The sequence below is a fragment of the Nocardioides turkmenicus genome (genome assembly GCF_011045035.1).
Classification (GTDB): domain Bacteria; phylum Actinomycetota; class Actinomycetes; order Propionibacteriales; family Nocardioidaceae; genus Nocardioides; species Nocardioides turkmenicus.
Genome location: NZ_JAALAA010000028.1, coordinates 1 through 24,459 on the forward strand (window position 1 = coordinate 1; position 24,459 = coordinate 24,459).

The window sequence follows — 24,459 nt, forward strand, 5'->3', positions numbered from 1 at the left end:
GTCTCGACGGGCGGGGGCGGGGCCTCGTCGGGCTCGTCGTCATCGCCGCCGCGGGAGAGCACGATGCCGATGGCGGCCGCGACCAGGAACAGGACGACGACGCCGATGATCGCGGGCGTCTTGCTGCGGGACTCGGTCGGGGCCGGTCCGGTGAGGACCGACGGGCCCTCATCGGTGCGTGGGTAGCTGAACCGGGTGCGGTCGGCCGAGGCCGAGCCGGCGTCGGCGAACGGAGCCGCCTGGACGGGTGGCGGAGGCTGGGCGATGACCTGGGAGGGCGGCTTGACCTCGGTGACCAGCTCGGCCTCCGGGTCGGCCGGCGGGGCCGGGAGGTGCTTGCGGCCCGAGCCCGTGGTCGGCCCGTCGCCCCGGGAGGCCGGCACCATCGGTACCACCGGGACCGACCCGGTGCCTCCGGCGTCACGGTCGAGCACCTGCACCTCGGTGCGCCCCAGCCGGAGCTCCTGCTCGATCCGCTGGAAGTGGCGGGCGAGGTCGAGGACCGTCCGTGGCCGGTAGGCCGGGTCCTTCGCCATCGCCTGCTGCAGGACCCGGTCCAGCGACGGAGGTACGTCGGGCCGGCCCGTGGCCGGGGGAGGGGTGTGCAGGATGCGGGAGAAGACGGCACGGTCGGAGTTGTTGCCCCGCTCCGCGAACGGCGAGCGGCCGACGAGCAGGTGCCAGACGGTCGCGGCCAGCGAGTAGACGTCGGAGGCGACCGAGCCGTTGGACGCCGAGGTCAGGACCTCGGGCGGTGACCACGGCAGCGAGACCCCGATGTCGCCCTCGTCGTCGCGCGGACGGCCGGCGATGCCGAAGTCGGCCAGGCCGGGCACGTCGTAGCGCGACAGCAGGATGTTGGACGGCTTGATGTCGCGGTGGATGATCCCGGCGCGGTGGGCGGTCTCGACGGCCGACGCCATCTGGATCCCGAAGCGCAGGGCGTCCTGCACCTTCATCGGGTTGTTGCGTACGCGGGCCCCGAGGTCGGCGTTGGGGTAGTAGCCCATCACCAGGTAGGGCCGGCCGTCCGGCGTCTCACCGGCGCTGTGCACCGGCACGATGAACGGATGCTCGGCCAGCTCGGCCATCACCGCCGCCTCGGCGGCGAACTGTGCCCGCTGCGCCTCGGCGAGGTCGGAGGAGCGCATCAGCTTCACCGCGACCCGGACCTTCGGGTGGTGACGCTCGTAGAGGTAGACGTCGGCGAAGCCGCCCGAGCCGAGCCGGCCCAGGCAGGTCATCCCGGGGAGCTCGGGGCCGAGCTCCGGGTGTGGTGTCTGCGTCACCCGAGAACCTCGTAGGTCAGATTGATCGAGCCGGCCAGGCTCACCACGGCGCCGGGCTCCAGCGCGTACTCCTCCATCGGCCGCATCTGCTGCGGACGCCCACCGGGCAGGGTCAGGTAGGACCCGTTGGCGGAGCCGAGGTCGCGTACGAGGACCTGCCACTCCTCCAGCCGCACCTCGGTGTGGAGCCGGCTGATGTCGGGCAGCATCACCTTCACCAGATGCGGAGGTACGCCACCAGCCCCCGTGTTGCCGCTGGCATCGGCGCGCGGCGACCGCCCGAAGACCGCACCTCGGTCGAGGACGACGACCCGGCCGTCGCCCAGCTTGAGCTGGCCCAGCGCGGGGCGCGGGATCGAGACCGGCTGCTGGTGGGGCGGCAGCTGCATCCGGCAGATGCGGCAGGTCGGCGAGTAGGGCGGCGAGGCGTGACCCTGCGGACAGTAGACCGCCCACACCGTCGGGCCGCCCGCGGGCGGCACCGGGGTCGGGGTCGGCGTCGGGGTCGGCGTCGGGACGTCACGGACCCGGGTCGCCATGTCGGTGGGCGGGGTCGGCGCAGGCGCCGGCATCGGGGGAGGAGGCGCCGCGGGCGGCATCGCAGGCGTCGCGGGCACCGCGGGCGTCGCGGGCGTCGCGGGCACCGCGGGAGGAGGCGTCTGCGGCCGGTCCGGCGGACCCCACGCGTTGGGGTCGGGCTTCTTCGCACCCTTCTTGCGCCAGGGCAGCCCGTCGATGATGCCCTTCTTGGGCTCGGGCGCGGGCTGGGCAGGCGCGACGGGTGGCGGCGGGACTGGGACCGGTGGAGGGCTCTGGAACGGCGGCGCACTCGGCATCGCCGGCGGCGGCGCGCTGGGCGGCGGAGCGGCGGCCAGGTCCGAGCGCCGGATGGTGTGGTCCAGCTGCGGCGTCATGGTCGCGTCGACCTGCTGCTGCACCTGGACGTAGTAGTTGGGGTCGAAGACGACGTCGAGCGAGCGGGCGTGGGCGGTGTCGACCAGCGGCTGGTCCTCCTCCATCCCGCCCCAGGCCCCGTTGGCGAGCTCGGCCCGCTCGGGGACGGCGGCGAAGTGGCCGTCGGCCCATCGGCCCACGACATCGATGCCGTCGATGAAGACCGGCACCTCGTTGACGACCGCGGTCACCTTGGCAGGGGAGCGCACGGCGTAGCGCACCCGCGGCCCTTCGCGCGCGACCAGCGCGAACCCGGGGGCTCGCGGCCCGTCGGCGGAGAGGAGGCCGGCGATCGCGTCGACCGGGTGGGGGTCGGTCAGCGCGGCCTGGACACCGGTGACCCGCGGGTCACCGGGGCCGAGCTGGACCAGCGCCCAGCACCGGTCGCCCTTCAACGCCAGCCAGTGCCCGGCACAGTAGGTGGCGGTGTCACTCATGATGCGCCGAGACGTCCGCTTCAGATCGGTGGGAGCCGGACGCCGAGGGGTCGGTCTCCGTGGGGGCGGTGAAGAGCGAGGGCGGGGGTGTCACGAGTACCACAGTGACATTGTCGCGCCCGCCCGAAGCAACCGCGGCGTCCACCAGCCTTTGGGCCAGATTGTCGATGCTTCCGCCCACACCGAGCGTCTTGGACACGATCTCGTGGATCTCGTGGTCCTCGAGCTCGCCGGTGAGCCCGTCGGAGCAGAGCAGGAACATGTCGTCGGGCGTCACGTCGATCAGCCAGGTGTCGGCCGTGGGTGCCGGGAAGGTGCCGAGCGACCTGGTGATGACGTTGCGCAGCGGGTGGACGCGGGCCTCGGCCGGGGTGATCATCCCGGCCTCGACCATGACGGCGACCTCGGAGTGGTCGACGGTCACCTGCGTCACGCCCGCGGGAGAGAGCCGGTAGACGCGTGAGTCGCCGACGTTGAACACCAGCCAGCGGGGCGCACCCTCCGACTCGACCAGCGCGACCCCGGTCAGCGTCGTGCCCATGCCCTGCTTCGCGGAGCTGCGCGCCGCCTCCGAGGTGATCGCGGAGTTGGCGGCGTCCACGGCGTCGAGGATGTCGTCGGGAACCGGCCAGACGGCCGCGAATCGGTTCTGGAACGCCTCCACGGCGAGCGCGCTGGCGACGTCGCCACTGGCATGACCGCCCATCCCGTCGGCGACGACGGCCACCGCAGGCAGCATGACGAACGAGTCCTCGTTCACCTCGCGGACCCGGCCCACATCGGTCGCCCCCGCTGCGCGTAAGGCTGGGTATGCGGTCATGCGGTTCCTTTTGACGGACATCCGGGTCAGGATGCGAGATGGTGACGCTGGAAGCGGACACTTTAGAACATCACGTACGGTATCCGTGAGCGTGTTCACTGAGCCGTGTGCCACGTTTGGCTCATTCGTGTGGCTTCAATCCCGAGGCCCGCCTAGAGTAAGCCAGGCTTTTTGCGTCGGCTGGCCATTTCGCATGGTTCGCATGGAAGGACTTGGGAGAGTCTTGGTGGCACGTTTCGGGATGGCGCCCGGTTGGATGCGGCGTCATCGCACCTCGATCGCGTCCTGGGCCGCTCTGGCCGTGGTTGCGGGCGGGTTGACCGTCTACGCGATCCAGTCGACCGGCTACCCCGTGCACAAGGCCGACCTCGACGACGGTGGTATCTGGGTGACCAACCAGTCCTGGGGCACCCTCGGCCGGCAGAACCGACCGGTCGCCCAGCTCGACGGGGTCGTCTGGGCCGGCAACGAGACCGGGTCCAGGTCCGAGCGCGCCGGCCTCGACGTGGTGCAGAACGGCATCGCGGTGGCTTCCGTCGACCGTGACGCCCGCACGATCACGCCGGTCAACACCAAGCTCGCCGAGGGGCTCGACGACGACGCGGTGACCGTGAAGGACAGCCGGGTCGTGATGGGCGGCAACACCATCGGCGTCGCCGAGCAGAAGACCGGCAAGGTCTGGCTCACCTCCGTCGACCCGACCACCGGCGTCGGCGACCTCTCCGACCTCTCCGGCTCCACGAAGCCCGTCGAGACGGTCGGCGCGGACGCGGTGCTCACCATCGGCACCGACGGGACCGCGTACGCCGTCTCTGCTGCCAAGCGGACGCTGACCGCCTTCGCGCCGGACGGTGAGCGGTTCGCCGATCCCGAGGAGACCAAGCTCCCGAAGGCTCCGGAGTATGCCGAGACCCCGACCTCGGCGACCGTCGTCGGCGACGAGGTGATCACCCTCGACGGCGTCGGCTGGCTGCTCGGTGCGTCCAAGGGCTCCGACGTGGCGGCGGACTTCGGCGACACCGCGGAGAGCGCGGTGCTCCAGCAGCCGTCCGTCAAGGCCAAGGAGGTGCTCGTCGGCGACGAGCAGGGCCTCAAGGCCGTCGACCTGCGCAACGGCGAGATCCGCCGTGTCGCCGAGTCGGCCGGCGACCCGGCCGCTCCCGTGCGGCTCCGTGACTGCGTCTTCGGTGCCTGGGCCAACGGCTCGACCGGCTCGGTCGTCACCCAGTGCGGCGAGGGCGAGCCGGTCCTGGGCGAGATCCCGACGCTCGGCCCCGCCGCGGAGCTGGAGTTCCGGGTCAACCGCGGCCAGCTGGTGCTCAACGACCTGCGCAACGGTGACGTCTGGGAGATCGACGGCGCCGACATCAAGAAGATCTCCAACTGGGAGGCGTTCCAGCCGCAGACCCAGAAGCAGAACCAGAAGAAGGACAAGCAACAGCAGCAGACCAAGGCCGCCCAGGCGCCGAAGGCCAAGGACGACCAGCTCGGTGCCCGCGCCGGGCGCACCACGGTCCTGCACGTCCTCGACAACGACTCCTCGGCCAAGGACTCGATCCTCAGCGTCGTCTCGGTCGGCAAGGCCTCCGTCAAGGGCGTCGAGGCCACCATCGCCCCCGACCGGCAGTCGATCCTGGTCACCACCCCCGAGTCGGCCCGCGGGAAGAAGACCAGCTTCAAATACACGGTCGACGACGGCCTGAAGGGCAAGGCCGGCCAGGACGATGCCAGCGTCGAGCTCGACATCGAGGGCGACGACGGCGTCGGCAAGCCGACCCTGCGGGAGCACTACACCCCGACCGACTACACCGTCGCGGCCGGTGGCACCGTGGAGATCCCGGTGGTCGGCGACTGGCGCGACGAGCGCTACGGCGATCCGGTCACCGCGCAGTCCCCGACGGCGTCCAAGGGCAAGGCCAGCGTGACCCCGGACGGCCTGATCCGCTACACCGCGGCTCCTGACGCCACCGGCAACGAGAGCCTCGGCTACCAGGTCACCACCGGCGGCAAGCCGTCGAAGGACAAGGTACGCATCAACATCGTCGCCGGGGCCAACACCGCGTCCCCGGAGCCGAAGGACGACGTCGCGGAGGGCACCCAGGGCTCCTGGGTGACGATCCGTCCGCTCGACAACGACATCCCCGGCGCCGACCCGTCCAACCTCGACGCCAGCCTCACGCTCGCCGGTGACGTACCGCCCAAGGGCGGGCTCGAGGTGAGCACCGACCGGGAGACGGGCGTGGTCCGCGCCCGAGGAAGCTCGCCCGGCACCTACCAGCTCAGCTACAACGCCGGGTTCGGGGCGGCCAAGCCGGCCTCGGCGAAGATCCGCGTCGACGTCAAGCCCGCCGCCCAGGCGGCGGACGAGCCGATCGCCACGCCCGACACGACCGCCGTCCTCGGCACCTCGACCCGCACCCTCGACGTCCTCGCCAACGACTACGACTCCAAGGGCCGGCTCCTCGCCGTCACCCACGCCGAGCCGGTCGGCGACAGCGACCTGACCGTCGCGGTGCTCGACGGCCGGTGGCTGCGGATCCAGGCGTCCAAACCCGACATCAACCCGTCCACCCAGGCGATCCGCTACACGATCAGCAACGGTGCGGCCGAGGCCGAGGGGTCGGTGACGGTGAGCCAGCGCCCGGCGCTCCGCGGCGCCGAGAACGCCCCCGAGGCGGTCGACGACGAGGCCACGGTGAGGGCTGCCGACTCCGTCTCCATCCCGGTGCTCGACAACGACTCGACGCCGAGCGGCGACCCGGTCGGGCTGGTGGTCGACCAGACCATCGAGACCAAGGGCCAGCTGCAGGTGCTGGGCCAGCCGACGGTCGGCGAGGCCTACATCGATGGCAACCGGGTCCGCTACGTCGCCCCCGACGAGGTGAAGGGGCCGGTCGACGTCGACGTCCGCTACGTCGTGCAGAACACCGGCGACCCGTCCGCGGAGCACTCCTCGGGCAACATCCGCATCCACATCAAGCCGCTGCCGAAGAAGAAGGCCGACAACTCCGCACCCGCGCCGAAGGCGCTGGAGTCGCGGGTCGTGCAGGGTGACGAGGTCACCCTGCGGCTGCCCACGGTCGGCACCGACCCCGACGGCGACTCGGTCTCGGTGACCAGGATCAACAGTGCGCCGTCCTTCGGCCGTGTCCTGGCCCACGGCGCCAACACGATCACCTATCAGGCCTTCCCCAACGCCGCCGGCACCGACGAGTTCACCTACGAGGTCAGCGACCCGTTCGGCGCCGTCGCGACGGGCACCGTGCGGATCGCCGTCGTCGCGCCCGGCGCGCCGCAGCGTCCGGTCGCCGTCGACGACCTGGTCACGCTCGACCCCTCCAAGAAGCTGACCTACGACGTCCTCGCCAACGACCTGCGTACGCCGGGGACCGAGCTGCACCTGGCTTCGACCGAGACCGCGAAGGGGGCCGGCGTCACGCAGCGCTCGGACGGCATCGTCACGGTCCAGGGTGGCGCCGAGGAGCCGTTCCAGCACATCCCCTACCGTGCGACCACGGGTCTCCACGAGGACACCGGCGAGCTCGCGATCCGCTACCAGGAGGGCTACGACAACCCGCCGATGGCAGGGATCGTGGTCGCCCATCCCGAGGGCGACTCGTCGACCACCACCGTCGACGTGATGAGCAAGGTCACTGACATCGACGACTCGCTCGAGGACCTCACCGTCGACGCGGTCAAGGGTCCGTCGGTCGGCGAGGACGAGGCGAAGCCGAAGATCGACGACGGCAAGGTGACGCTGCCGGTGGGTGAGACGACCAGGGTGTGGACCTACCGGGTCACCGACCCCGACGGTGCCCAGGCGGTCGGCTCGATCTACGTCCCCGCACGCCCCAAGGACGCGCCCTACCTGAAGCCGGGCTCCGAGCTCCAGCTCGACCCGGGCGAGTCCAAGACCGTCGACATCACCGACTACGTCGAGGACCCCGAGGGCGACCCGGTGGTGCTGACCACGACCGACAAGATCGTGGCCGCGCCCGAGGGCATGTTCAACACCGGTGACACCACCGCGACGACCGTGCAGGTCACCGCCGGTGAGACCAAGGGTCCGGCGACCCTCACCTTCGAGGTCGCCGACCGCGAGAAGATCACCTCCGCGGACGCTCACCTCTCGGTGATCTCCCTGCCGGTCCAGATCGGCAAGGAGGAGCCGGAGATCAACTGTCCGAGCACCCCGGTCGAGGTGCCCGAGAGCGGCAACGGCGCGCTGGTCGACATCGCCGCCATCTGCCACGTCTGGACCGCCGACCCGGGCGACGCCGACGACCTCGACTTCACCGCCGAGGTCGGCGACGGGCTCGACGGTGTCGAGGTCAAGCCGGAGGACGGTGGCCTGCGGCTCACCGCCGAGCACGCCGACGCCGGCGCCCAGGGCGCCCTCGAGATCGGCGTCGAGGGCACCGACGCGACCGGCCAGCTGCTGGTGACCGTCATCGCGCTGCCCGCTCCGTCGCTCTCGCCGATCAAGCCGCTGCAGACCGAGGCCGGGAAGACGGTCGCGATCGACATGGCGAGCTACCTGCAGACGCCGGTGCCGTCGGAGTCGCAGGAGATCGTGGTCACCAAGCTCGACCCCGTGGACCGCGAGTCGCCCGACATGGGCAAGGTCAGCGGTTCGAAGATCACCTTCAACACCCCTGAGGAAGGCCACGGCCACTACCGCTACGCGGTCGAGGTCAGCGACTCCGGCAAGGACTCCAAGCGGGTCAAGGCCACCGGCGTCATCGAGGTGGACGTCATCGACGTCCCCGGCGCCCCGACGGGGCTGCGTACGACCTCCGACTTCCTCTCCAACGTGGTCGCGCTGTCGTGGAACGCGCCGAAGGACAACGGCGACGACCCGATCCAGCGCTACGAGGTGGAGGCCAACGGCGAGCACGTCCAGGACTGCCCGTCGACCTCGTGCCGGATCACCGAGCTGAAGAACGGCGTCGTCTACGACTTCCGCGTACGCGCGGTGAACTCCGTCGGCCCCAGCCGCGAGTGGAGCAACTCGGCCGAGGGCGAGCCCGACGCCTACACCGGTCCGGTGCAGAACCTCCGGGTCACCCGTCAGCGCGACCACAAGGTCGAGCTGAGCTGGAGCAAGCCGGCGCCGTGCGACTGCTCGGACGTCCAGAAATACCGGATCAGCTGGCCGGGCGGCGGCATCAAGGACATCTCCGCCGGTCAGACGACCTATGCGGCGGCGGTCAGCTCCAACGGCGACCCGGTGCAGTTCACCGTCGTGCCGCTCAACGACAAGGGCGTCAAGACCAACAAGGGCCCAACGTCCACCGTCGAGGGGATGGGTGCCGGCAAGCCGGACACCCCGGCGACCCCGACCTTCCAGTGGGCCAACACGGCCAACAACTCCGGCAAGGCGGTCACCGTCTCGTGGAGCCCGGTCGCGGCCAACGGCCCCGCCCCGGTCACCTACGAGGTACGCCGCACCGGCGGCACCGGGGAGAAGATCGTCTGCTCCTGGGTGGCCGAGACGAGCTGCCGCGACGACGTCGCCAACGACGGCACGATCTACACCTACGCCGTGAGGGCCCGCAACGCCGAGGCGACCTCGCCGCGCGAGACCACGTCCGGCGGATCGCCGGAGGCCCACATCTCCAGCTACTCCGCCGGCGGCAAGGTCGAGGCGGCTGCGACTCCCGACGCGGTCTCCTTCGCGAGCGCGACGCCCACCGGCGCCAACGGCACCGCGGAGATCGTCTTCACCCCGCGGGCCTCGCACGGCAAGACCAACCGGGTCGAGTGTGTGCGCAACGGCTCCTCGTGCGGCAGCTGGACCTACCCGCCCGAGGGCGCGGGCCAGCAGACCAAGACGATCACCGGCTTCACCAACGGCAACTCGACGCAGGTCCAGCTGCGGGCCTGCAACGACTCCTCCGGCGGCACCGGAGCGGGGGATTCCTGCGGCCCCTGGTCGTCGAAGAACGTGACCACCTACGGTCCGCTGGGCACGCCGTCGATCTCGGCGAGCGTCGACGGCAACAAGGTCAACTGGCGGGTCAGCTACGACCCCAACGGCAAGGCCGCGACCGTCACCGTCAAGCGTGGCGGCACCCAGGTCGCCCAGTTCGGCACCGGCACCGGCGCGGGCAGCCGCTCGGGCACCGACACCGCGCCCGAGTGGAACACGTCCTACACCTACACCGTGACGATCAGCGACTCGCCTCGTGCGAGCAAGTCCGACTCGGTCACGGTGCGGACCGACCCGCCGCCCGACCCGATCCTCGAGGTCAACAAGGCCGGCGAGTGCACGGGCGCGGCCTGCCCCGAGCCGGACGTGGCCTGCGGCGGCACGTGCTGGTACGTCGGCTCGACCATCACCGATCTCGCCTTCCCGGGCAAGACCTGGGAGTGCAGCACCAACGCCACCACCTCCCGGTGGAACGTGACCATCGGCAGCAACGGCAAGGGCTCGGGCAGCGGCCGCGGCTGGGTCGGCGCCAACACCCCGTTCCGGGTGACCTGCGAGACCTCCGGGCGACCCACCCTTTCGAAGAACGTTACGTGGTAGGAGACAAGAGATGACCGTCACGCACGAGCAAGCGCGCTGGTTCCACGAGACCTTCGAGAAGTTGTGCGACAACGTCGAGAAGGCGGTGCTCGGCAAGCGCAACGTGATCCGCCTGGTGCTGACCGCGCTGCTCTCCGAGGGCCACCTGCTCCTCGAGGACTACCCCGGCACCGGGAAGACCCAGCTCGCCCGCGCCCTGGCCAACACCGTCCAGGGCTCGCACGCGCGCATCCAGTTCACGCCAGACCTGCTGCCGTCCGACGTCACCGGTGTGACCGTCTACGACCAGGGCAAGGGCGCCTTCGAGTTCCACCCGGGGCCGATCTTCCACTCGATCGTGCTGGCCGACGAGATCAACCGTGCCTCCCCGAAGACGCAGTCGGCGCTCCTGGAGGTCATGGAGGAGGGCCGGGTCACCGTCGACGGTGCCACCCGCGAGGTCGGCCGGCCGTTCATGGTGATCGCGACCCAGAACCCGATCGAGCAGGCGGGGACCTACCGGCTGCCCGAGGCGCAGCTGGACCGCTTCCTGATGAAGACCTCGGTCGGCTACCCCGACCAGAACGCCACCGTCGAGCTGCTGATGAACTCCTCGGTCCGCGACCGCGCCACCCTGGTCACCCCGATCATCACCGCCCCGACCGTCACCCAGATGGCCGAGATGGCCGACCAGGTCTACATCGACCCCGCGATCGTCGCCTATGTCTCCGCGCTGATCGACGAGTCGCGTCGCCACAAGCACGTACGCCTCGGCGCCTCCATGCGTGGCTGCCTCGCCCTGGTGCGCACCGCCAAGGTGTGGGCGCTCGCCGAGGGCCGCTCGCAGGTGCTGCCCGACGACGTCAAGGCGCTCGCCCAGCCCGTGCTCTGCCACCGCCTGATCCTCGACCCGGAGGCGATGTTCAACGGCGTCACGGTCGACGACGTCATCGGCGACCTGCTCACCTCGGTCCCGGCTCCGCAGGAGCGGGTGTCGTGACCTCGCTGGTCGAGCCGCCGGAGCCGCTAGGCGGAGGCGTGTCGAGACCAACACAGTCGATTCGAGCGCGTCTTCGGACCGTGTTGGTCTCGACACGCTCGCTTGCGCTCGCGGCTCGACCAGCCCTGGGGGCGGTGTCGAAATGGTTCGGCACGGTGACCTCGATCGGCTGGGGCGTGCTGCTCCTCGGCGCGCTGGCCTGGGTCGCAGCGACCGCCCTCGGCTGGATCGAGGCGGCCGTCGTGGCGATGGCGGCGCTCTTCTTGGTGATCGGAGCGGCCTTCTTCATGATCGGGCGCACCCGGCTCGCGGTGGCGACCGTGGTCGAGCCGCCGCGCGTCGCTGTCGGTCAGGCACTCACCGGCGAGCTGCGCGCCCGCAACGAGGCGCGCGGCCCGCTCGTCTCGACCAGTCTGGAGTTCCCGATCGGGGCAGGCGGGGTGACGTACGACCTGCCGATGCTGCTTCCCGGCGCCGAGCACACCGAGCTCTTCGTGGTGCCGACGCAGCGCCGTGGCGTGATCGACGTCGGGCCCGTCCGGACCGTACGTGGCGACCCGCTGGGCCTCTTCCGGCGGGTGCAGGAGTGGACCGACCGCACCGAGGTGTTCGTCCACCCGCGCACCACCCACCTGGAGCCCTTCGGCGTCGGCCTGATCCGAGACCTGGAGGGTTCGACGGCGCAGAACACCTCGATGAGCGACCTCGCCTTCCACGCGCTGCGGGAGTACGTCCCCGGCGACGACCTGCGCCACATCCACTGGCGCTCGTCCGCGCGCCACGGTCAGCTGCTGGTGCGCCAGTTCCTCGACACCCGCCGCTCCCACATCGTCGTCATCGTCGACTCCTCGCCGATGTCCTACGACAGCGAGGAGGAGTACGAGACCGCGATGTCGATCGCCGGCTCGCTGCTCCGGCGCGGGATCCTGGACGAGTTCGACGTCTCGTTCGCGACCGGCGACGTGCTCCTGGTGCGTGCCTCCGCGGCGAGCGGGGGAGGGCGCTCGGCCCTCGACGCCTGCTCGCGCGCGACCCCGCAGCCGACCAGCCTGATCGAGGTCACCGCCGAGGCCGCCCGGCAGGCGCCCGACGCGTCGCTGGTGATGCTGGTGACCGGCCGCTACCCGGATTTCGTGACGCTGCAGCGTGCGGCCGGGCAGTTCTCGGTCGACGCCACCACCGTCGCCGTACGGGTCGACACGAGCCAGCGCGCTGGGTTCAAGGCCGTCGCCGACCTGCCGGTGCTCACCCTGCCTGACCTGGACCAGCTGCCGATCGTGCTGTCGAAGGGGTTGACCGGATGACGAAGCACCACGCCACCGACGCCCTGCTGCTGTTCCTGCTCGGCACCATCGCCTTCCTCGGCTTCGACGACACCTACGCCGGCTGGACCTATCTGATCGCCGGTGTCGCCGGCCTCCTGCTCGGGATCCTCATCGCCTTCGTCGGCCGCGGCCAGCCGGTCGTCGTGCTCGCTGTCGGCCTGCTCGCCGCGTTCTTCGTGCTCGGCGGCGCAGTCGCGCTGCACGGCATCGGCAACCTGTCGTTCCTGCCGGTCCCCGACACGCTCGGCACCCTCGCCGACAACTCCGTGCACGGCTGGAAGCGGCTGCTGACCACGCTGCCGCCGGTCGACGGCGGGGCGCTGCTGACGATCCCCTACATCCTCGGGCTGGTCGCGGGCTGTGTCGGCTTCGCGCTCGCGGTGCGGGTCAAGGCGGCGCTGCCGCCGGTGCTCGTCGCGTTCGCGCTGATGGCCGGGGTGATCCTGCTCGGCGTGCAGGACCCGTCCAAGACCGCCCTGCTCGGCGCCCTCTTCGGCGCGATCGCGATCACCTGGCTCTGCATCCGCGGGTTGCGGGCCCGTGCCCTGGCCGCCGGCGGCCGGCGGATTTCGCGCACCGCCATCGGCGCCGGCCTGTGCCTCGGCGCCGCCGGACTGGCGTTCCTCGGCGGGCCGCTGCTGCCGGGCCTCGCGCCCGAGCGCACCGTCCTGCGCGGCGAGATCGAGCCGCCCTTCGACGTCGGGCAGTACCCGTCGCCGCTGGCCGGTTTCCGGGTCTACACCAAGGGCTACCAGACACCGGAGGACGACCGCCGGCTCTACGAGAAGGACCTGTTCACCGTCTCCGGCCTGCCCGAGGGCACCCGGATCCGGGTCGCCGCGATGGATTCGTACGACGGCACCGTCTGGCGCGCGGCCAACGACTCCGGCGAGACCGAAGGGCCCGACGACACCTTCCAGAAGATCAGCTCGACGCTCCGCAACCCGCTCGCTGACGGCAAGCAGGTGCGCGGCACGATCACGATCGGCGAGGACTTCGGCGGCGTCTGGGTGCCGCTCCCGACCGCGCTGACCCACATCTCGTTCGACGGCCCCGACGCCGACTCGTTCCGCTACAACCTGGCGACCTCGACCGGTGTCCTGCCGTCCGCGCTGAAGCCGGGCGACTCCTACACCTTCACCGCCTCGGTCGACGACGAGAAGGTGACCAAGAAGAGCGAACCGTGGTCGGGCGGATCGCCGATCGGTGACGAGGCCGCCCAGTTCCAGGCGCTCGCGGCCGAGTACGCCGGCGGTGGTGACTCGCCGATCACCAACGCGCTCGCGGTTGCGTCGAAGCTCAAGGAGGAGGGGACGTACACGGACGGCGAGCCGCCCAACCAGCAGTACCCGGCGGGTCACTCGCTGCGTCGTCTCGCCGACTTCACCGCCAAGGGTGGCCAGCTCGCCGGCAACGACGAGCAGTACGCCGCACTGATGGCCGTCCTGGCCAACCAGGTCGGTGTGCCGGCCCGGGTCGTCCTCGGTGCCGTCGTCGGCTCCGACGGAGTCGTCCAGGGCAAGGACATGCACGCCTGGGTCGAGCTGCGGATGTCCGACGGGTCCTGGGCCACCCTGGACTGGTCCGAGTTCATGAACACCGAGAAGCCGCCCGAGCAGAACGCCCCTCAGCCCGAGGAGCTCGTCACCGGCAAGGTCGTCCCGCCGCCGGCCCCCGTGCGCCCGCCCGCGACCTCCGGCGACCCCCTGGACGAGTCGGTCAACCAGAAGGCCAACTCACGTCCGGACGGGTTCAGGCTTCCCGGATGGCTGATCGCCGTCTTCACGTACGTCGGTCTGCCGGTCTTGCTCATCCTGGCCCTGTGCGGGGCGATCATCGGCGCCAAGATCTGGCGCCGACATCGGCGACGTACGCGCGGCACCCCGGTCGCCCGCCTCTCCGGCGGCTGGCGCGAGACCCTCGACCACGCCCGTGACTTCGGCGTCGGGGTGCCCGTCGGCGCCACCCGCCGCGAGCAGGCCTCCGTGCTGTCCGCCTCTCCGGGCATGGACGGCGCACCAGGCCTGGCCCTGCTCACCGACACCACCATGTTCGGTGAGACCGGACCCGACGATGCCGAGGTCGCCGCCTTCTGGGAGCAGGTCGGGACCCTCCGCTCCTCGGTCTCCGGGTCGCGCACCAGGTGGCAGCGCATCCGCGCGGCCGTCAACCCGCTCTCGCTGTTGCCCTCGCGGGTGTGGCGGAGGCGCTAGGTGCGCCTGGAGGCCGCCGGCGCCTACCGTCGTACGCAGGCTGAGCGGGACGACCAGCGGTTGTCGTGGATCCGCTCCGATCGGGCCTTCTTCGCCTCCGGCGCGTGTCACATCCTGGCGTGGGCCTGTCGTGAGGCGTATCCCGATCATGCGGTCGGGATCGCCGCGATGCGGTTCGTGGGGGAGTCCCGGGCTTTTCATGCGTACGCGACATGGGGATCCTGGAGCTTCGACCACTCCGGGTGGAACGCGGAGTCCGCCCTTCTCGCCGTGAACTCGGAGTTTGAGGGGCGCCCCATCGAGCGCTTCGGGGTCAGCTCTGGGTTGGCAGCCTTCTGCCAGGACCACTATTCCCGAATGCCAGCGGACTACTGGGACGACCCGGGCGCGCGGGCTCGGGCGTACGTCCGTCGGTTCGAGCCGCCGTGGTCAGGAGTGGAGCCCGTACTCGATGATCCGGGTCGGCGTGATCCGCAGGATCTCGCGTGACATGCCCTTCATCGGCGGGTCCACGTCGGTGAGCGCCTCGGCGGTTCCGCGGATCTCGATCATCCGCGGCTTCCAGGGGTTGGTGGACTCGAGGTCGTCGACGACGAACGCGACCTGGTTGTGCTTCTGGGCGTTCCTGAACTTCCTGGACCTGCCCATCTGGTGGCCGCCGATGACGATCCGGTGTTCATCGTCGATCTTGAAGCCCACGGGGTTGTTCTGCAGGCCGCCGTCGGGGGCTAGCGTCGCGAGCCTCCCCAGGGGTTGGGTGCGGAGGTAGCGGAGCTGGGTCTCGGTGAACTTCATGGGTCCAGGGTCGAGGCTCAAGTTGAGTTGAGGTCAAGGGTTGTCTGCCGACTCGGCACCACCTTCTGGAAACCTTGCTTAACGACTGCGCTTTCGGGTCCGGGTTCGCCGCCGACCCGTTCTTTGATTGTTTCTCCATCACGCACCGCGTCAAGGACGCCCTTCGGGCGCCGGCTTCGCCGGCCGCTTCGCGGTCCTTGACCCGGCGCCCGATCGAGAAAAGATTTCGCCTGTATCGGGGCGGCGGCGACAGAGTGGCGCAGCACTCATGATTCCTGTTCGCCGACTGCTTAACATGGGTCTGACCAGCCAAAAGGTGTCGCGAAGTGCTGGTCGCTCGCATATAATAAGACACATGTACGAGACCATCGACCGCCTCCTCGACGGACCACCACCCGGTGCGTCCGAGGGGGAGCTGGTCGACTGGATCACTCGTCTCGAAGCGGTGAAGTGTCGGGCCGAGGCTGTTCAGGCAGAAGCAGGGGTGCGTCTCGAGGAACCCGCCCGGGCACGGCAGACCAGGGTCGGGGTGCCGGCTCGGAAGCTGGGTGAGGGCGTGGCCTCGCAGGTGGCGTTGGCGCGGCGGGTCTCGCCGGCCAAAGGTGCGAAGCTGCTGGGGCTGGCGAAGATCCTGATTGCGGAGATGCCACACACGTTCGCCTTGATGCAGGCCGGATTGTTCTCGCTGTGGCAGGCCACCATCCTCGCCCGGGAGACCGCGTGCCTCTCCCTTGATGACCGCCGCGTCATCGACCACGAGCTCTGCGCCGCTGGACCCGATGGGGAGCCCGCGAAGGCGGTGGCGATGGGGCTACGCCAGCTTGAGAACGCCGCCAAGAAGCTCGCCATCACCCTCGACCAGGAATCCGTCGTCAACCGCGCCGCCAACGCGGCCAAAGACCGACGCGTCAGCCTGCGGCCGGCACCGGACACGATGACCTGGCTCGGCGCCCTCCTCCCGGTCAAGGACGGGGTCGCGGTATTCGCGGCCCTCGACCAGGCCGCCAAGACCGCTGCCGCCGCTGGCGATGAACGGTCGCGGGGTCAGGTCATGGCCGACACCCTCGTCGACCGAGTTACCGGGCGTGAGGCCGGGGTGAAGCCCCGGATCGAGGTCAAGATCGTGACGACCGCCGAGGCGCTGGCCCACGATGCCGATCAGCCCGCGATGGTGGAGGGCTACGGACCCGTTCCCGCGGCGTGGGCGCGTGAATCCCTCGCTGACGCCGAGGTGTTCGTCCGTCGCCTGTTCACCGACCCGGTCGGGCAGTTGGTGGCGATGGAATCGCGCTCCCGGATGGCGCCCGATGGACTGGCGGAGTTCATCACGACCCGTGACGGTGGGATCTGCAGGACCGTCGGCTGTGATGCCCCGATCCGCAACATCGACCACGTCGAACGCCACGCCGACGGCGGCACCACCCGCGCCGCGAACCTCCAAGGTCTCTGCGAACGATGCAACCAAGCCAAGGAAGCGATCGGCTGGCAGGCCAGACCAGGACCCGACGGCTCCATCACCACCATCACACCCACCGGCCACGTCTACACCAGTCCACCACCCGACACCTGGCGGCCGGACCCACCACCACTGTCCCGGGCAGAGTTCGCGCTGCGCGACGTACTGCTCGACCACACGCTCGCCGCGTGACCGACGACCCGGGCCGCGAGCAATATCGGTTGCGCACCGGCGCGGTTCAGCGCTTGCATGCGCACGTGAGCGACGCCATCTTCGCCCTCGAACGTGGAACCGGAACTCCGGTGGTCATGATCCACGGCTGGGGTGTCGACCACCGGCTGCTGCTTCCGCTCGATCCGCTGTTCGAGGATCACCGACAAGAGTGGCGGTGCATCTACGTGGACCTTCCGGTTCTCGACAGTTCACCTGGACGTACGCCGCTGGGAGCTCTTCCGCGATGCTGTCGTGCCGGGGCTCGAGGCGTTCGACCGAGACTTCGTCGACTGTGTCACGCCTGGCTGGGAGGACCAGCTGGCACTGCTGCGGCACTACCCGCGTACGACCGCGGTGGTCCTCGACGGCTGTGGCCACAACGCCCATCTCGAGTATCCAGACGTCGTCGGGACCCCACCTCAGGAGCTGGCTCGACACGGTCGGCTGACCCTTCTCCGATCAGTCAGCGGGAGGTCGTCCGAGCGGCCTGACGGCGGGGCCGTCGAGGACGGAGCCGTCGGGGGAGAAGCGGGAGCCGTGGCAGGTGCAGTCCCAGCTGGTCTCGGCGGGGTTCCAGTGCAGCGGGCAGCCGAGATGGCTGCACCTGGTGCTCACGGTGTGCAGGACACCCTCCAGGTCGCGGTAGCCACCGACGGTGTTGCCGCCGACGTCGATGAGGCCGCCTTCGCCGGGGCGCAGATCGGCGGCGGGCCGGGAGTCCGGGTCTCGGCGGTGCCCGGTCAGGAGCTCCTGGCCCACCTTCAGGTTGTCCTTGACGATGCGGCCGACGGTCCCGACGCCGCCGATGCGGCCGGCGTCGAAGGTCGGGAGCCAGGGGTTGTCGGTGCCGGCGAGCAGGTCGGCCAGGATCATCGCGGCCGCGGTGCCGCTGTTCAGACCCCACTTCTGGAAGCCTGTCGCCACCAGGACCAGCTCGCTCATCGGTGAGCGGCCGACGTACGGCACTCGGTCCGGGGTGAAGTAGTCCTGGGCCGACCAGCGGTAGTCGATCGCCTCGACGTCGAAGGTGGCCCGGACCCAGCTCTCCAGGTCGGCGTACATCGCCTCCGTGTCGGGCTCGGTGCCGGTCTCGTGGCCGTTGCCGACCACGATCATCCCGTTCGGGCCGGGGTCCAGCCACGGCCGCGTCGAGCGGCTGGGCGTGTCGACGCTGATCGCCATGCTCGTCGGGGCCTCGTCGCGCAGGCGGACCGCCAGCCCGTAAGAGCGCGACGGCCGCGTACGTGCGAAGTACCCACCCAGCAGGCCCGGCGGGAGCAGCGTGGCGACGACCACCTGGCGGGCGACCACGGTCGCGGCCCGGGTGGTGAGCTCCACGGTCCGGTCGCGCTGCTCGTCGATGGCGGTGACCCGCGCCCCCTCGAACAGCTGCCCACCTTCGGCAGTGAACGCGGCGGCGAGGCCGGCAACGTACCTGCCCGGGTGGAAGTGGATCTGGTCGTCGAAGACGACCGCGGCCTCGACGTCGAAAGGCAGGTCCGTACGCTCGGCGAGCCGTGCCGGGAGCCCGAGCCGGGCAGCAGCCCGGACCTCGTCCTCGATCCGCGAGCGCTGCTCCGGCAGCCGCGTGTAGGCGACCGCCGGCGCTCGGGTCAGATCACACTCGATCCCCAGGCTCGAGGCGAGATCGGCGACCTGCTCGATCCCCGCCCGCATCGCGTCGGCGTAGCGACGGGCGTTGTCGTCCCCGTGCCGTTCGACCAGGTCGGCGTAGATCAGCCCGTGCTGCGCGGTCACCTTCCCGGTGGTGTAGCCGGTGGTGCCGCCGCCCACCGTCCCCGCCTCGAGCACAGCGACCCGCAGGCCACGTCGCTGCGCGAGGAGGGCGGTGGTCAGTCCGACGATGCCCGCACCCACCACGGCGACGTCGACGCCGAGATCCGAGTCCAAGGTGGCGTACCGCTGCCTCTCGGCCGTGGCCCGCCACACGCTGTTCCGCTCCATCGAGTACGTCCTCTCCCGGAATCGGACGGTCAGTGTGCGATGTGGTTTCCGCTGCGCGGCGTACGTCCCAGCGCCAGGCCGAGCGCGAGCATGCCGGCGCCGAGCACCAGGTGGAGCCAGTTGTCGGCGTCGTCGAGCGGCACGAAGTTCGCGGCGCTCTCGTGGTCGATGGCCAGGCCGTAGATCCACAGGACCAGATAGATCGCCCCGCCGGCGATCAGATAGGCGCGGGCGCCGTTCCAGGTCCTGGCCAGCACGAGGCCGGCGATCCCGAAGAGGAGATGCACGATGTTGTGCAGGATCGACACCTGGAAGATGCCGAGGAGCTGCGCGTTGGACTCGTGACCGGCGAAGGTCATCGAGTCATAGCCGGTGGTGATCCCCGGGATGAATCCCAGGACTCCGACGAGCAGAAAGGTTCCGGCCACGACCGTCGCCGCGAGCTGCAGCGTCGTCGCGGTCAGGGACCGAAGGGCAGAGGCGTCAGTCATCCCCGAGCGGTACCCCTCGACAGGCATAAATATGCCGACCAACGCCGCCAAGCGGACGGCATGCGTCCGGATCCCGGCCTAGCCTCATGTTCATGACCACCATCGACAGCGCCCCAATGACGTCCGTGAGGACATGGCTGGAGGGTGAGTGACATGGCGGGGATCCGCGGCGTGACCGGATGGATCGGCGTCAACCTCGCCTGCACCGATCCGCTCGCCCTCGCGAGGTTCTACGCGGATCTGTTCGGCTGGGAGATCACCAGCGCCGAGCCGGAGTGCGCCACCGTCCTCATCCGCGACCCGTCGGGCAACGGCACCCACAGCAACCTCGCCTTCGAGCTCGACCGCCACTACCGCCCGCCGGTCTGGCCGAGCGAGCCCGACTCCCAGCAGCAGATGGTCCATCTGGACATCGGAGTCACCGATCTGGCTGCGTCCGTCGAGGACGCTGTCGGCCTGGGTGCGCAGCTCGCGGACTTCCAGCCCCAGGACGACGTACGCGTCATGCTCGACCCGGACGGACACCCTTTCTGTCTCTACCTGGATGAGGTCGACGAACGAGACTGAACCGGCTGATCATTCGTAGTAGAAAAGTTCTACTTTCCGAGTTATGGTAAAGGCATGAGCGAAGTACGCGTGGGGGAGCTGAACCAGCAGACGGGCCGAGTACTGAGGCGTGTCCAGGCTGGGGAGTCGTTGGTCGTCACGGACCACGGACGTCCGGTGGCGATGTTGGTGCCCGCGCCGACGAGCAGGTTCGAGCAGATGGTGGCTCTCGGTCAGATCCGAAAGCCCAAGGGCTCGGGCGGTGGGTGGAGGTCCGTTAAAGGTGTGTCGCGGACCGAGGACTTGGATGAGGTCCTTGCAGAGCTTCGCGAGGAGACCATCTGATGCTGGTCTACGTCGACACCTCGGCGCTGGGCCGAATCCTGCTGGAACATGCCGATAAGCCAGCGTTGATGGATTACCTGGACGCGGTCCTGGAGCGAGGCGATCGGCTGATCTCGTCCGACATCCTCGGCATCGAGCTGGCTCGCCTCTGTGTGCGGATGGACCTTGACCCGGTTGAGGCCGAGCGTGTCTGTGAAGACGTCCATTTCATGGGCATCCTGCCTGAAGTCGTCGAATCCGCGAAGGACATCAAGCAGACGCTCAAGTCTCTCGACGCCATCCATCTCGGCACCGCACTTCTGCTCGCGGAAGAAGCCGAAGGAGATGAGGCTGTCGAGCAGGTGGTCACCTACGACAAGCGGATGGGTCAAGTCGCCGAAGAGCTCGGCTTCGAGGTGGTCAGCCCAGGGCGACCGTGAGGGCCAGGAGCATCGCGGGGTCGTCCAACCGGTCCCCGTACGCATCGCGCAGCTGTCCCATCCGATAGCGGACGGTCTGGGGGTGGATGAAGAGCTCGGCGGCGACCTCGTCGCGCCGGCCCTGGTGGAGGAGCCAGGAGCGGAGGGTCTCGGTGAGCTTCTCGGCGGTGGCGGGACGCAGCTCGGCCAGGGGAGCGAGGACCTGGGCGCGGAGGTCCTCGCGGGCGTCGGCGTCGGCGGAGAGGACGAGCTCGACGAGGTGCTGCTCGGTGTCGGAGCCGAGGCCGGCGACGTGGGCACGTCGGGCGCGCTCGTAGGAGACCCGGGCCTCACGCCACGGCTTGGCCGGCCCGACCACCGCCCGGCGACCCTCAAGCGCCTTCATCAGGGGGCGGCGTCGGTGGCCGTGGGCATCGGGAACGAGCAGCAGGGTGTGGTCGTCGAGGTCGCGAAGATCGTCGAACTCCAGCGTGGACTGGTTGACCTTGGCGAGGATGCTGCCGACCTGGGAGTTGGGCACCAGCACGGCGGTCAGTGTGCTGGGCGGTGTCCATTCGGCGCGCGCTGCCGCGTCATCGAGTTCCTCAGGGGCTGCCTCGGCGAGCAGCCTCCGGGCCAGGCGTTCGCGCAGCTGGCGTTGGACGCGTCCGGTGGTGGCGCGTTCGTCGGCATGTCCAGCAGCCGAGGCCTCCGAGATCTCGTCGATCCAGGCGAAGACCAGCGCGGAGAACTCGACCAGCATCGCCGGCTCCATGCCGCCCTCGACGGCTTTGCTGGCGAGCTGACGCCAGGCGACCCTGGCGCCGATGCGGTAGGCGGCGAGCAGGGCTTCCATGGTGCGGCCGCTCCTGGCCTCGCCGCGCCCCAGGTCGTAGGCGCCCTGGAGCGCCGGCGGGGTCGCGGCCGACACGTCGGCAGCGAGGCCGGCGCCAGAAGCGAGCGAGAGAAAGCCGCCCAGCGCGACTCCCACGGCGGTCCGGATCGTCTCGCCCATGTGTCCGGAGAGCGCGTCCTGATAGGGCGGCACCTCGGCGATGACCGCGGCGACCACGTCCTCGCCGACCTGCGGGAGCACCTCGCGGATGGACGCGACGATCTCGGGTGTCAGCTGGACGTCATAGGACGAAAGAGCTGGCACATCTCGGGAACTTTTGTTCGTCACGTATAAATCCGCCTATCAGATTCACGTCCCTAACACAGGAGTTTACCTCGATTAAGTAGCACCATGGGATACATGGCTGAGATCTCCACATCCCCCGCCCTGTTCGCCCCGGGCGAGGCCAGGCGACCCGCTTGGCGGGAGAGGTTCGCCCGCAAGGCGTGGGAGGTCGCCGAGACGATCGCCACGCCGCTGGCGCCGGCTGACTACCTCGACATGTTCAACCCCCTCCGCCCCGGCGCTGACCTGCGAGGACGCGTCGTCAAAGTCACTCCGGAGACCGCCGACGCGGCGACCATCGAGATCAAGCCGGGCGCCGACTGGCAGGGCCACACCCCCGGCCAGTACGTCCGCGTGGGCGTCGACGTCAACGGCGTACGCCACTGGCGGGCCTACTCGCTGACCCACGGCCCCCGCAAGGACGGACTCATCTCGATCACCGTCAAGGCCGTGCCCGACGGCAAGGTCTCCAGCCACCTCGTGCGCCGCCTGCGCCCTGGCAAGATCGTCCACCTCGAGCAGGCCGCGGGCGACTTCGTGCTGCCCAGCGACCTGCGCGGCCACAAGTTCCTGATGGTCACCGCCGGCTCCGGTGTGACCCCGGTCATCGGGATGCTGCGCAACCTCTTCCCGGTCACCGACGAGGGCGTCGTCGAGCACCAGCGCCTCGACGTGACGGTCGTCCACCTGGCCCCGAGCCGCCCCGACTCGATCTTCATCCGCAACCTCGAGTCCCTCCACGAGGCCGGCGCGATCCGCCTCGTCACCCGCTACACCGGCTCCGAGGGCCGCCTCGACATCGACGCCCTCACCGAGCTCGTCCCCGACCTGAAGGAGCGCACGGCGTACGCCTGCGGTCCGGCCGGGCTCCTCGACAGCCTCCAGGCCTGGTACGACGCCGAGGGCCTGCCGCTCCAGACCGAGCAGTTCCGCCTGGCCACGGTCGTCACCGGAGAGGGCGGCACGCTCGCCTTCACCGGCAAGACCGTCGACGCACCCGGTGACAAGCCGATCCTCGACGCCGCCGAAGAGGCCGGCGTCCTCATGCCGAGCGGCTGCCGGATGGGCATCTGCTTCGGCTGCGTGCTCCCGATGAAGGAGGGCGCCGTCCGCGACCTCCGCAGCGGCGAGCTCACCGTCGCCCGCCCGGGTGAGACCGGTCCCGAAGGGGTACCGATCCAGACCTGCATCTCCGCCGCCGCCGGCGAGTGCGTGATCGACCACCCCGCCTCCTAGACACCCCCCACGACGAGAAGCGAGACAGCAATGACCATCGCACCTGACGCCCCGGCCTACACCGGCCCGATCGCCCACCTGACCCGCGACGACATCGAGCAGCTCGGCCGTGAGCTCGACGCCATCCGCCAAGAGGTCATCGACACCCGCGGAGAGCGCGACGCCGCGTACATCCGCAAGGTCATCAAGGTCCAGCGCTCGCTGGAGCTCGGCTCCCGCGCCGTCCTGCTCGCGAGCATCTTCCCGCCGGCGTTCGTCGTCGGCACCGTGGGTCTCTCGATCGCCAAGATCCTGGACAACATGGAGATCGGCCACAACATCATGCACGGCCAGTGGGACTGGATGCGTGACCCGAAGATCCACTCGACGGTGTGGGAGTGGGACAACGCTTCCACCGCGGAGGGGTGGAAGCACTCCCACAACGAGCTGCACCACACCTACACGAACATCGTGGGCAAGGACAACGACCTCGGCTGGGGCATCATGCGCGTCGACGAGGAGCAGCGCTGGACGCCGTCCAGCCTGTTCCAGCCGGCGATGAACTTCATCAACATGTGCATCTTCGAGTATGGCATCGCGATGTACGACCTCGAGCTCGGCCGGGTGATCCGGCAGAAGAAGAAGGGTCGCCGCCCGTCCGCCGAGTGGGAGATGGCGGCGAAGCGTACGCTCGCCAAGGTCCGCCGCCAGGCGTTCAAGGACTACGTCGCCCACCCGGCGCTCTCGATGGTCACCCTCTCCGGACCGACCACGCTGGTGGCCAACCTGATCGCCAACTTCACCCGCAACGTCTGGACCCACTCGGTGATCATGTGCGGTCACTTCCCCGAGGGCGTCGAGACCTTCGAGCTCAAGGACATCCCGGAGAACGAGAGCCGTGGTGAGTGGTACGTCCGGCAGATGCTCGGCTCGGCCAACATCTCCGGCTCGAAGTTCCTGCACGTGATGACCGGCAACCTGTCGCACCAGATCGAGCACCACATCTTCCCCGACCTGCCCTCGAACCGCTACGCCGAGATCGCGCCGAAGGTCCGCGCGCTCTTCGACAAGTACGGCCTGAACTACCACACCGCGCCGATGCCGCAGCAGGTCGCGTCCGCCTGGCACAAGGTCGTGCGCCTCTCGTTCCCCAACGGCTTCCTCGAGTCGACCAACGTCCGCAACGCGCCGAGCCAGTTCGTCAAGCTCGTCAAGGCGGTCCGCGGCGACACCCGTACGCGACGCCGGCTGCTCAAGGAGTTCGAGGCCGCCGGCGCCGCCTCCGTCGGCAAGGCCATCTGAGCCG

At 69.9% G+C, this 24,459-nt stretch carries 17 protein-coding genes; 10 read left to right on the forward strand and 7 right to left on the reverse strand.

Annotated elements, in window-relative coordinates; genetic code table 11:
* The 3 genes from G5C66_RS23275 to G5C66_RS23285 all read right to left on the reverse strand — a co-directional run.
* The coding region (locus tag G5C66_RS23275) for a protein kinase domain-containing protein (RefSeq protein ID WP_165113616.1) at window positions 1–1,289 on the reverse strand (1,289 nt) is incomplete at its 3' end.
* Window positions 1,286–2,680 carry an FHA domain-containing protein gene (locus G5C66_RS23280; RefSeq protein ID WP_165113618.1) on the reverse strand — a complete coding sequence of 465 codons (1,395 nt, stop codon included), beginning with the start codon at window positions 2,678–2,680 and terminating at the stop codon, window positions 1,286–1,288. The genes G5C66_RS23275 and G5C66_RS23280, both read right to left, overlap by 4 nt.
* A complete protein-coding gene (locus tag G5C66_RS23285; RefSeq protein WP_165113620.1) occupies window positions 2,673–3,500 on the reverse strand; it encodes a PP2C family protein-serine/threonine phosphatase in 828 nt (275 codons plus the stop codon). Before G5C66_RS23285 ends, G5C66_RS23280 begins: the two co-directional genes overlap by 8 nt.
* A 226-nt stretch (window positions 3,501–3,726) precedes the next feature.
* On the opposite strand from G5C66_RS23285, the gene G5C66_RS23290 reads away from it, so the two are divergent.
* The 4 genes from G5C66_RS23290 (at window position 3,727) to G5C66_RS23305 (ending at window position 14,549) form a co-directional block, all read left to right on the forward strand.
* Window positions 3,727–10,032, forward strand: a complete 6,306-nt coding sequence (locus G5C66_RS23290; protein WP_165113622.1) for an Ig-like domain-containing protein — start codon at window positions 3,727–3,729, stop codon at window positions 10,030–10,032.
* Between the two features lie 10 nt (window positions 10,033–10,042).
* Entirely contained in the window at window positions 10,043–11,011 is a 969-nt protein-coding gene (locus G5C66_RS23295; RefSeq protein WP_165113624.1) for an AAA family ATPase, read from the forward strand.
* Between the two features lie 155 nt (window positions 11,012–11,166).
* Entirely contained in the window at window positions 11,167–12,315 is a 1,149-nt protein-coding gene (locus G5C66_RS26975) for a DUF58 domain-containing protein (protein WP_165113626.1), read from the forward strand.
* Window positions 12,312–14,549: a transglutaminase TgpA family protein gene (locus G5C66_RS23305; RefSeq protein WP_165113628.1), complete on the forward strand. Its 2,238-nt coding sequence runs from the start codon at window positions 12,312–12,314 to the stop codon at window positions 14,547–14,549. The genes G5C66_RS26975 and G5C66_RS23305 overlap by 4 nt, the downstream gene beginning before the upstream one ends.
* A 429-nt stretch (window positions 14,550–14,978) precedes the next feature.
* Here G5C66_RS23305 and G5C66_RS23310 read toward each other — a convergent pair whose 3' ends face one another.
* Entirely contained in the window at window positions 14,979–15,344 is a 366-nt protein-coding gene (locus tag G5C66_RS23310) for a PPOX class F420-dependent oxidoreductase (protein ID WP_165113630.1), read from the reverse strand.
* Between the two features lie 355 nt (window positions 15,345–15,699).
* Here G5C66_RS23310 and G5C66_RS23315 point away from each other — a divergent pair, with 355 nt between their 5' ends.
* Window positions 15,700–16,992, forward strand: coding sequence for an HNH endonuclease (locus G5C66_RS23315; protein ID WP_165113632.1), 1,293 nt, complete (start codon window positions 15,700–15,702; stop codon window positions 16,990–16,992).
* Between the two features lie 480 nt (window positions 16,993–17,472).
* On the opposite strand, the gene G5C66_RS23320 is transcribed toward G5C66_RS23315, so the two are convergent.
* Both G5C66_RS23320 and G5C66_RS23325 read right to left on the reverse strand, forming a co-directional pair.
* Window positions 17,473–18,978 carry an FAD-dependent oxidoreductase gene (locus G5C66_RS23320; RefSeq protein ID WP_165113634.1) on the reverse strand — a complete coding sequence of 502 codons (1,506 nt, stop codon included), beginning with the start codon at window positions 18,976–18,978 and terminating at the stop codon, window positions 17,473–17,475.
* Window positions 18,979–19,007: 29 nt separating this feature from the next.
* Complete coding sequence (locus tag G5C66_RS23325; RefSeq protein ID WP_165113636.1) at window positions 19,008–19,469, reverse strand: DUF4383 domain-containing protein; 462 nt, start codon at window positions 19,467–19,469, stop codon at window positions 19,008–19,010.
* A 153-nt stretch (window positions 19,470–19,622) separates the two neighbouring features.
* Here G5C66_RS23325 and G5C66_RS23330 point away from each other — a divergent pair, with 153 nt between their 5' ends.
* Genes G5C66_RS23330 through G5C66_RS23340 form a run of 3 tightly spaced genes read left to right on the forward strand, consistent with a single transcriptional unit; the run spans window position 19,623 to window position 20,779 of the window.
* Window positions 19,623–20,036, forward strand: a complete 414-nt coding sequence (locus G5C66_RS23330) for a VOC family protein (RefSeq protein WP_165113638.1) — start codon at window positions 19,623–19,625, stop codon at window positions 20,034–20,036.
* A 54-nt stretch (window positions 20,037–20,090) separates the two neighbouring features.
* Window positions 20,091–20,360 (forward strand): type II toxin-antitoxin system Phd/YefM family antitoxin, encoded by a 270-nt coding sequence (locus G5C66_RS23335; RefSeq protein ID WP_165113640.1) that lies wholly within the window; start codon window positions 20,091–20,093, stop codon window positions 20,358–20,360.
* The gene (locus G5C66_RS23340) at window positions 20,360–20,779 is read left to right on the forward strand and encodes a type II toxin-antitoxin system VapC family toxin (RefSeq protein ID WP_165113642.1); all 420 of its coding nucleotides are present in this window, start codon (window positions 20,360–20,362) and stop codon (window positions 20,777–20,779) included. The genes G5C66_RS23335 and G5C66_RS23340 overlap by 1 nt, the downstream gene beginning before the upstream one ends.
* On the opposite strand, the gene G5C66_RS23345 is transcribed toward G5C66_RS23340, so the two are convergent.
* Window positions 20,760–21,917, reverse strand: coding sequence for a PucR family transcriptional regulator (locus G5C66_RS23345; RefSeq protein ID WP_338144292.1), 1,158 nt, complete (start codon window positions 21,915–21,917; stop codon window positions 20,760–20,762). The two genes, G5C66_RS23340 and G5C66_RS23345, sit on opposite strands and share 20 nt — an antisense overlap.
* Before the next feature lie 96 nt (window positions 21,918–22,013).
* Between G5C66_RS23345 and G5C66_RS23350 the strand changes: the two genes are divergently transcribed.
* The gene (locus G5C66_RS23350; RefSeq protein WP_165113646.1) at window positions 22,014–23,174 is read left to right on the forward strand and encodes a ferredoxin reductase; all 1,161 of its coding nucleotides are present in this window, start codon (window positions 22,014–22,016) and stop codon (window positions 23,172–23,174) included.
* Window positions 23,175–23,204: 30 nt separating this feature from the next.
* Entirely contained in the window at window positions 23,205–24,455 is a 1,251-nt protein-coding gene (locus G5C66_RS23355; RefSeq protein WP_165113648.1) for a fatty acid desaturase family protein, read from the forward strand.
* The last annotated feature ends 4 nt before the right edge of the window (window positions 24,456–24,459 follow it).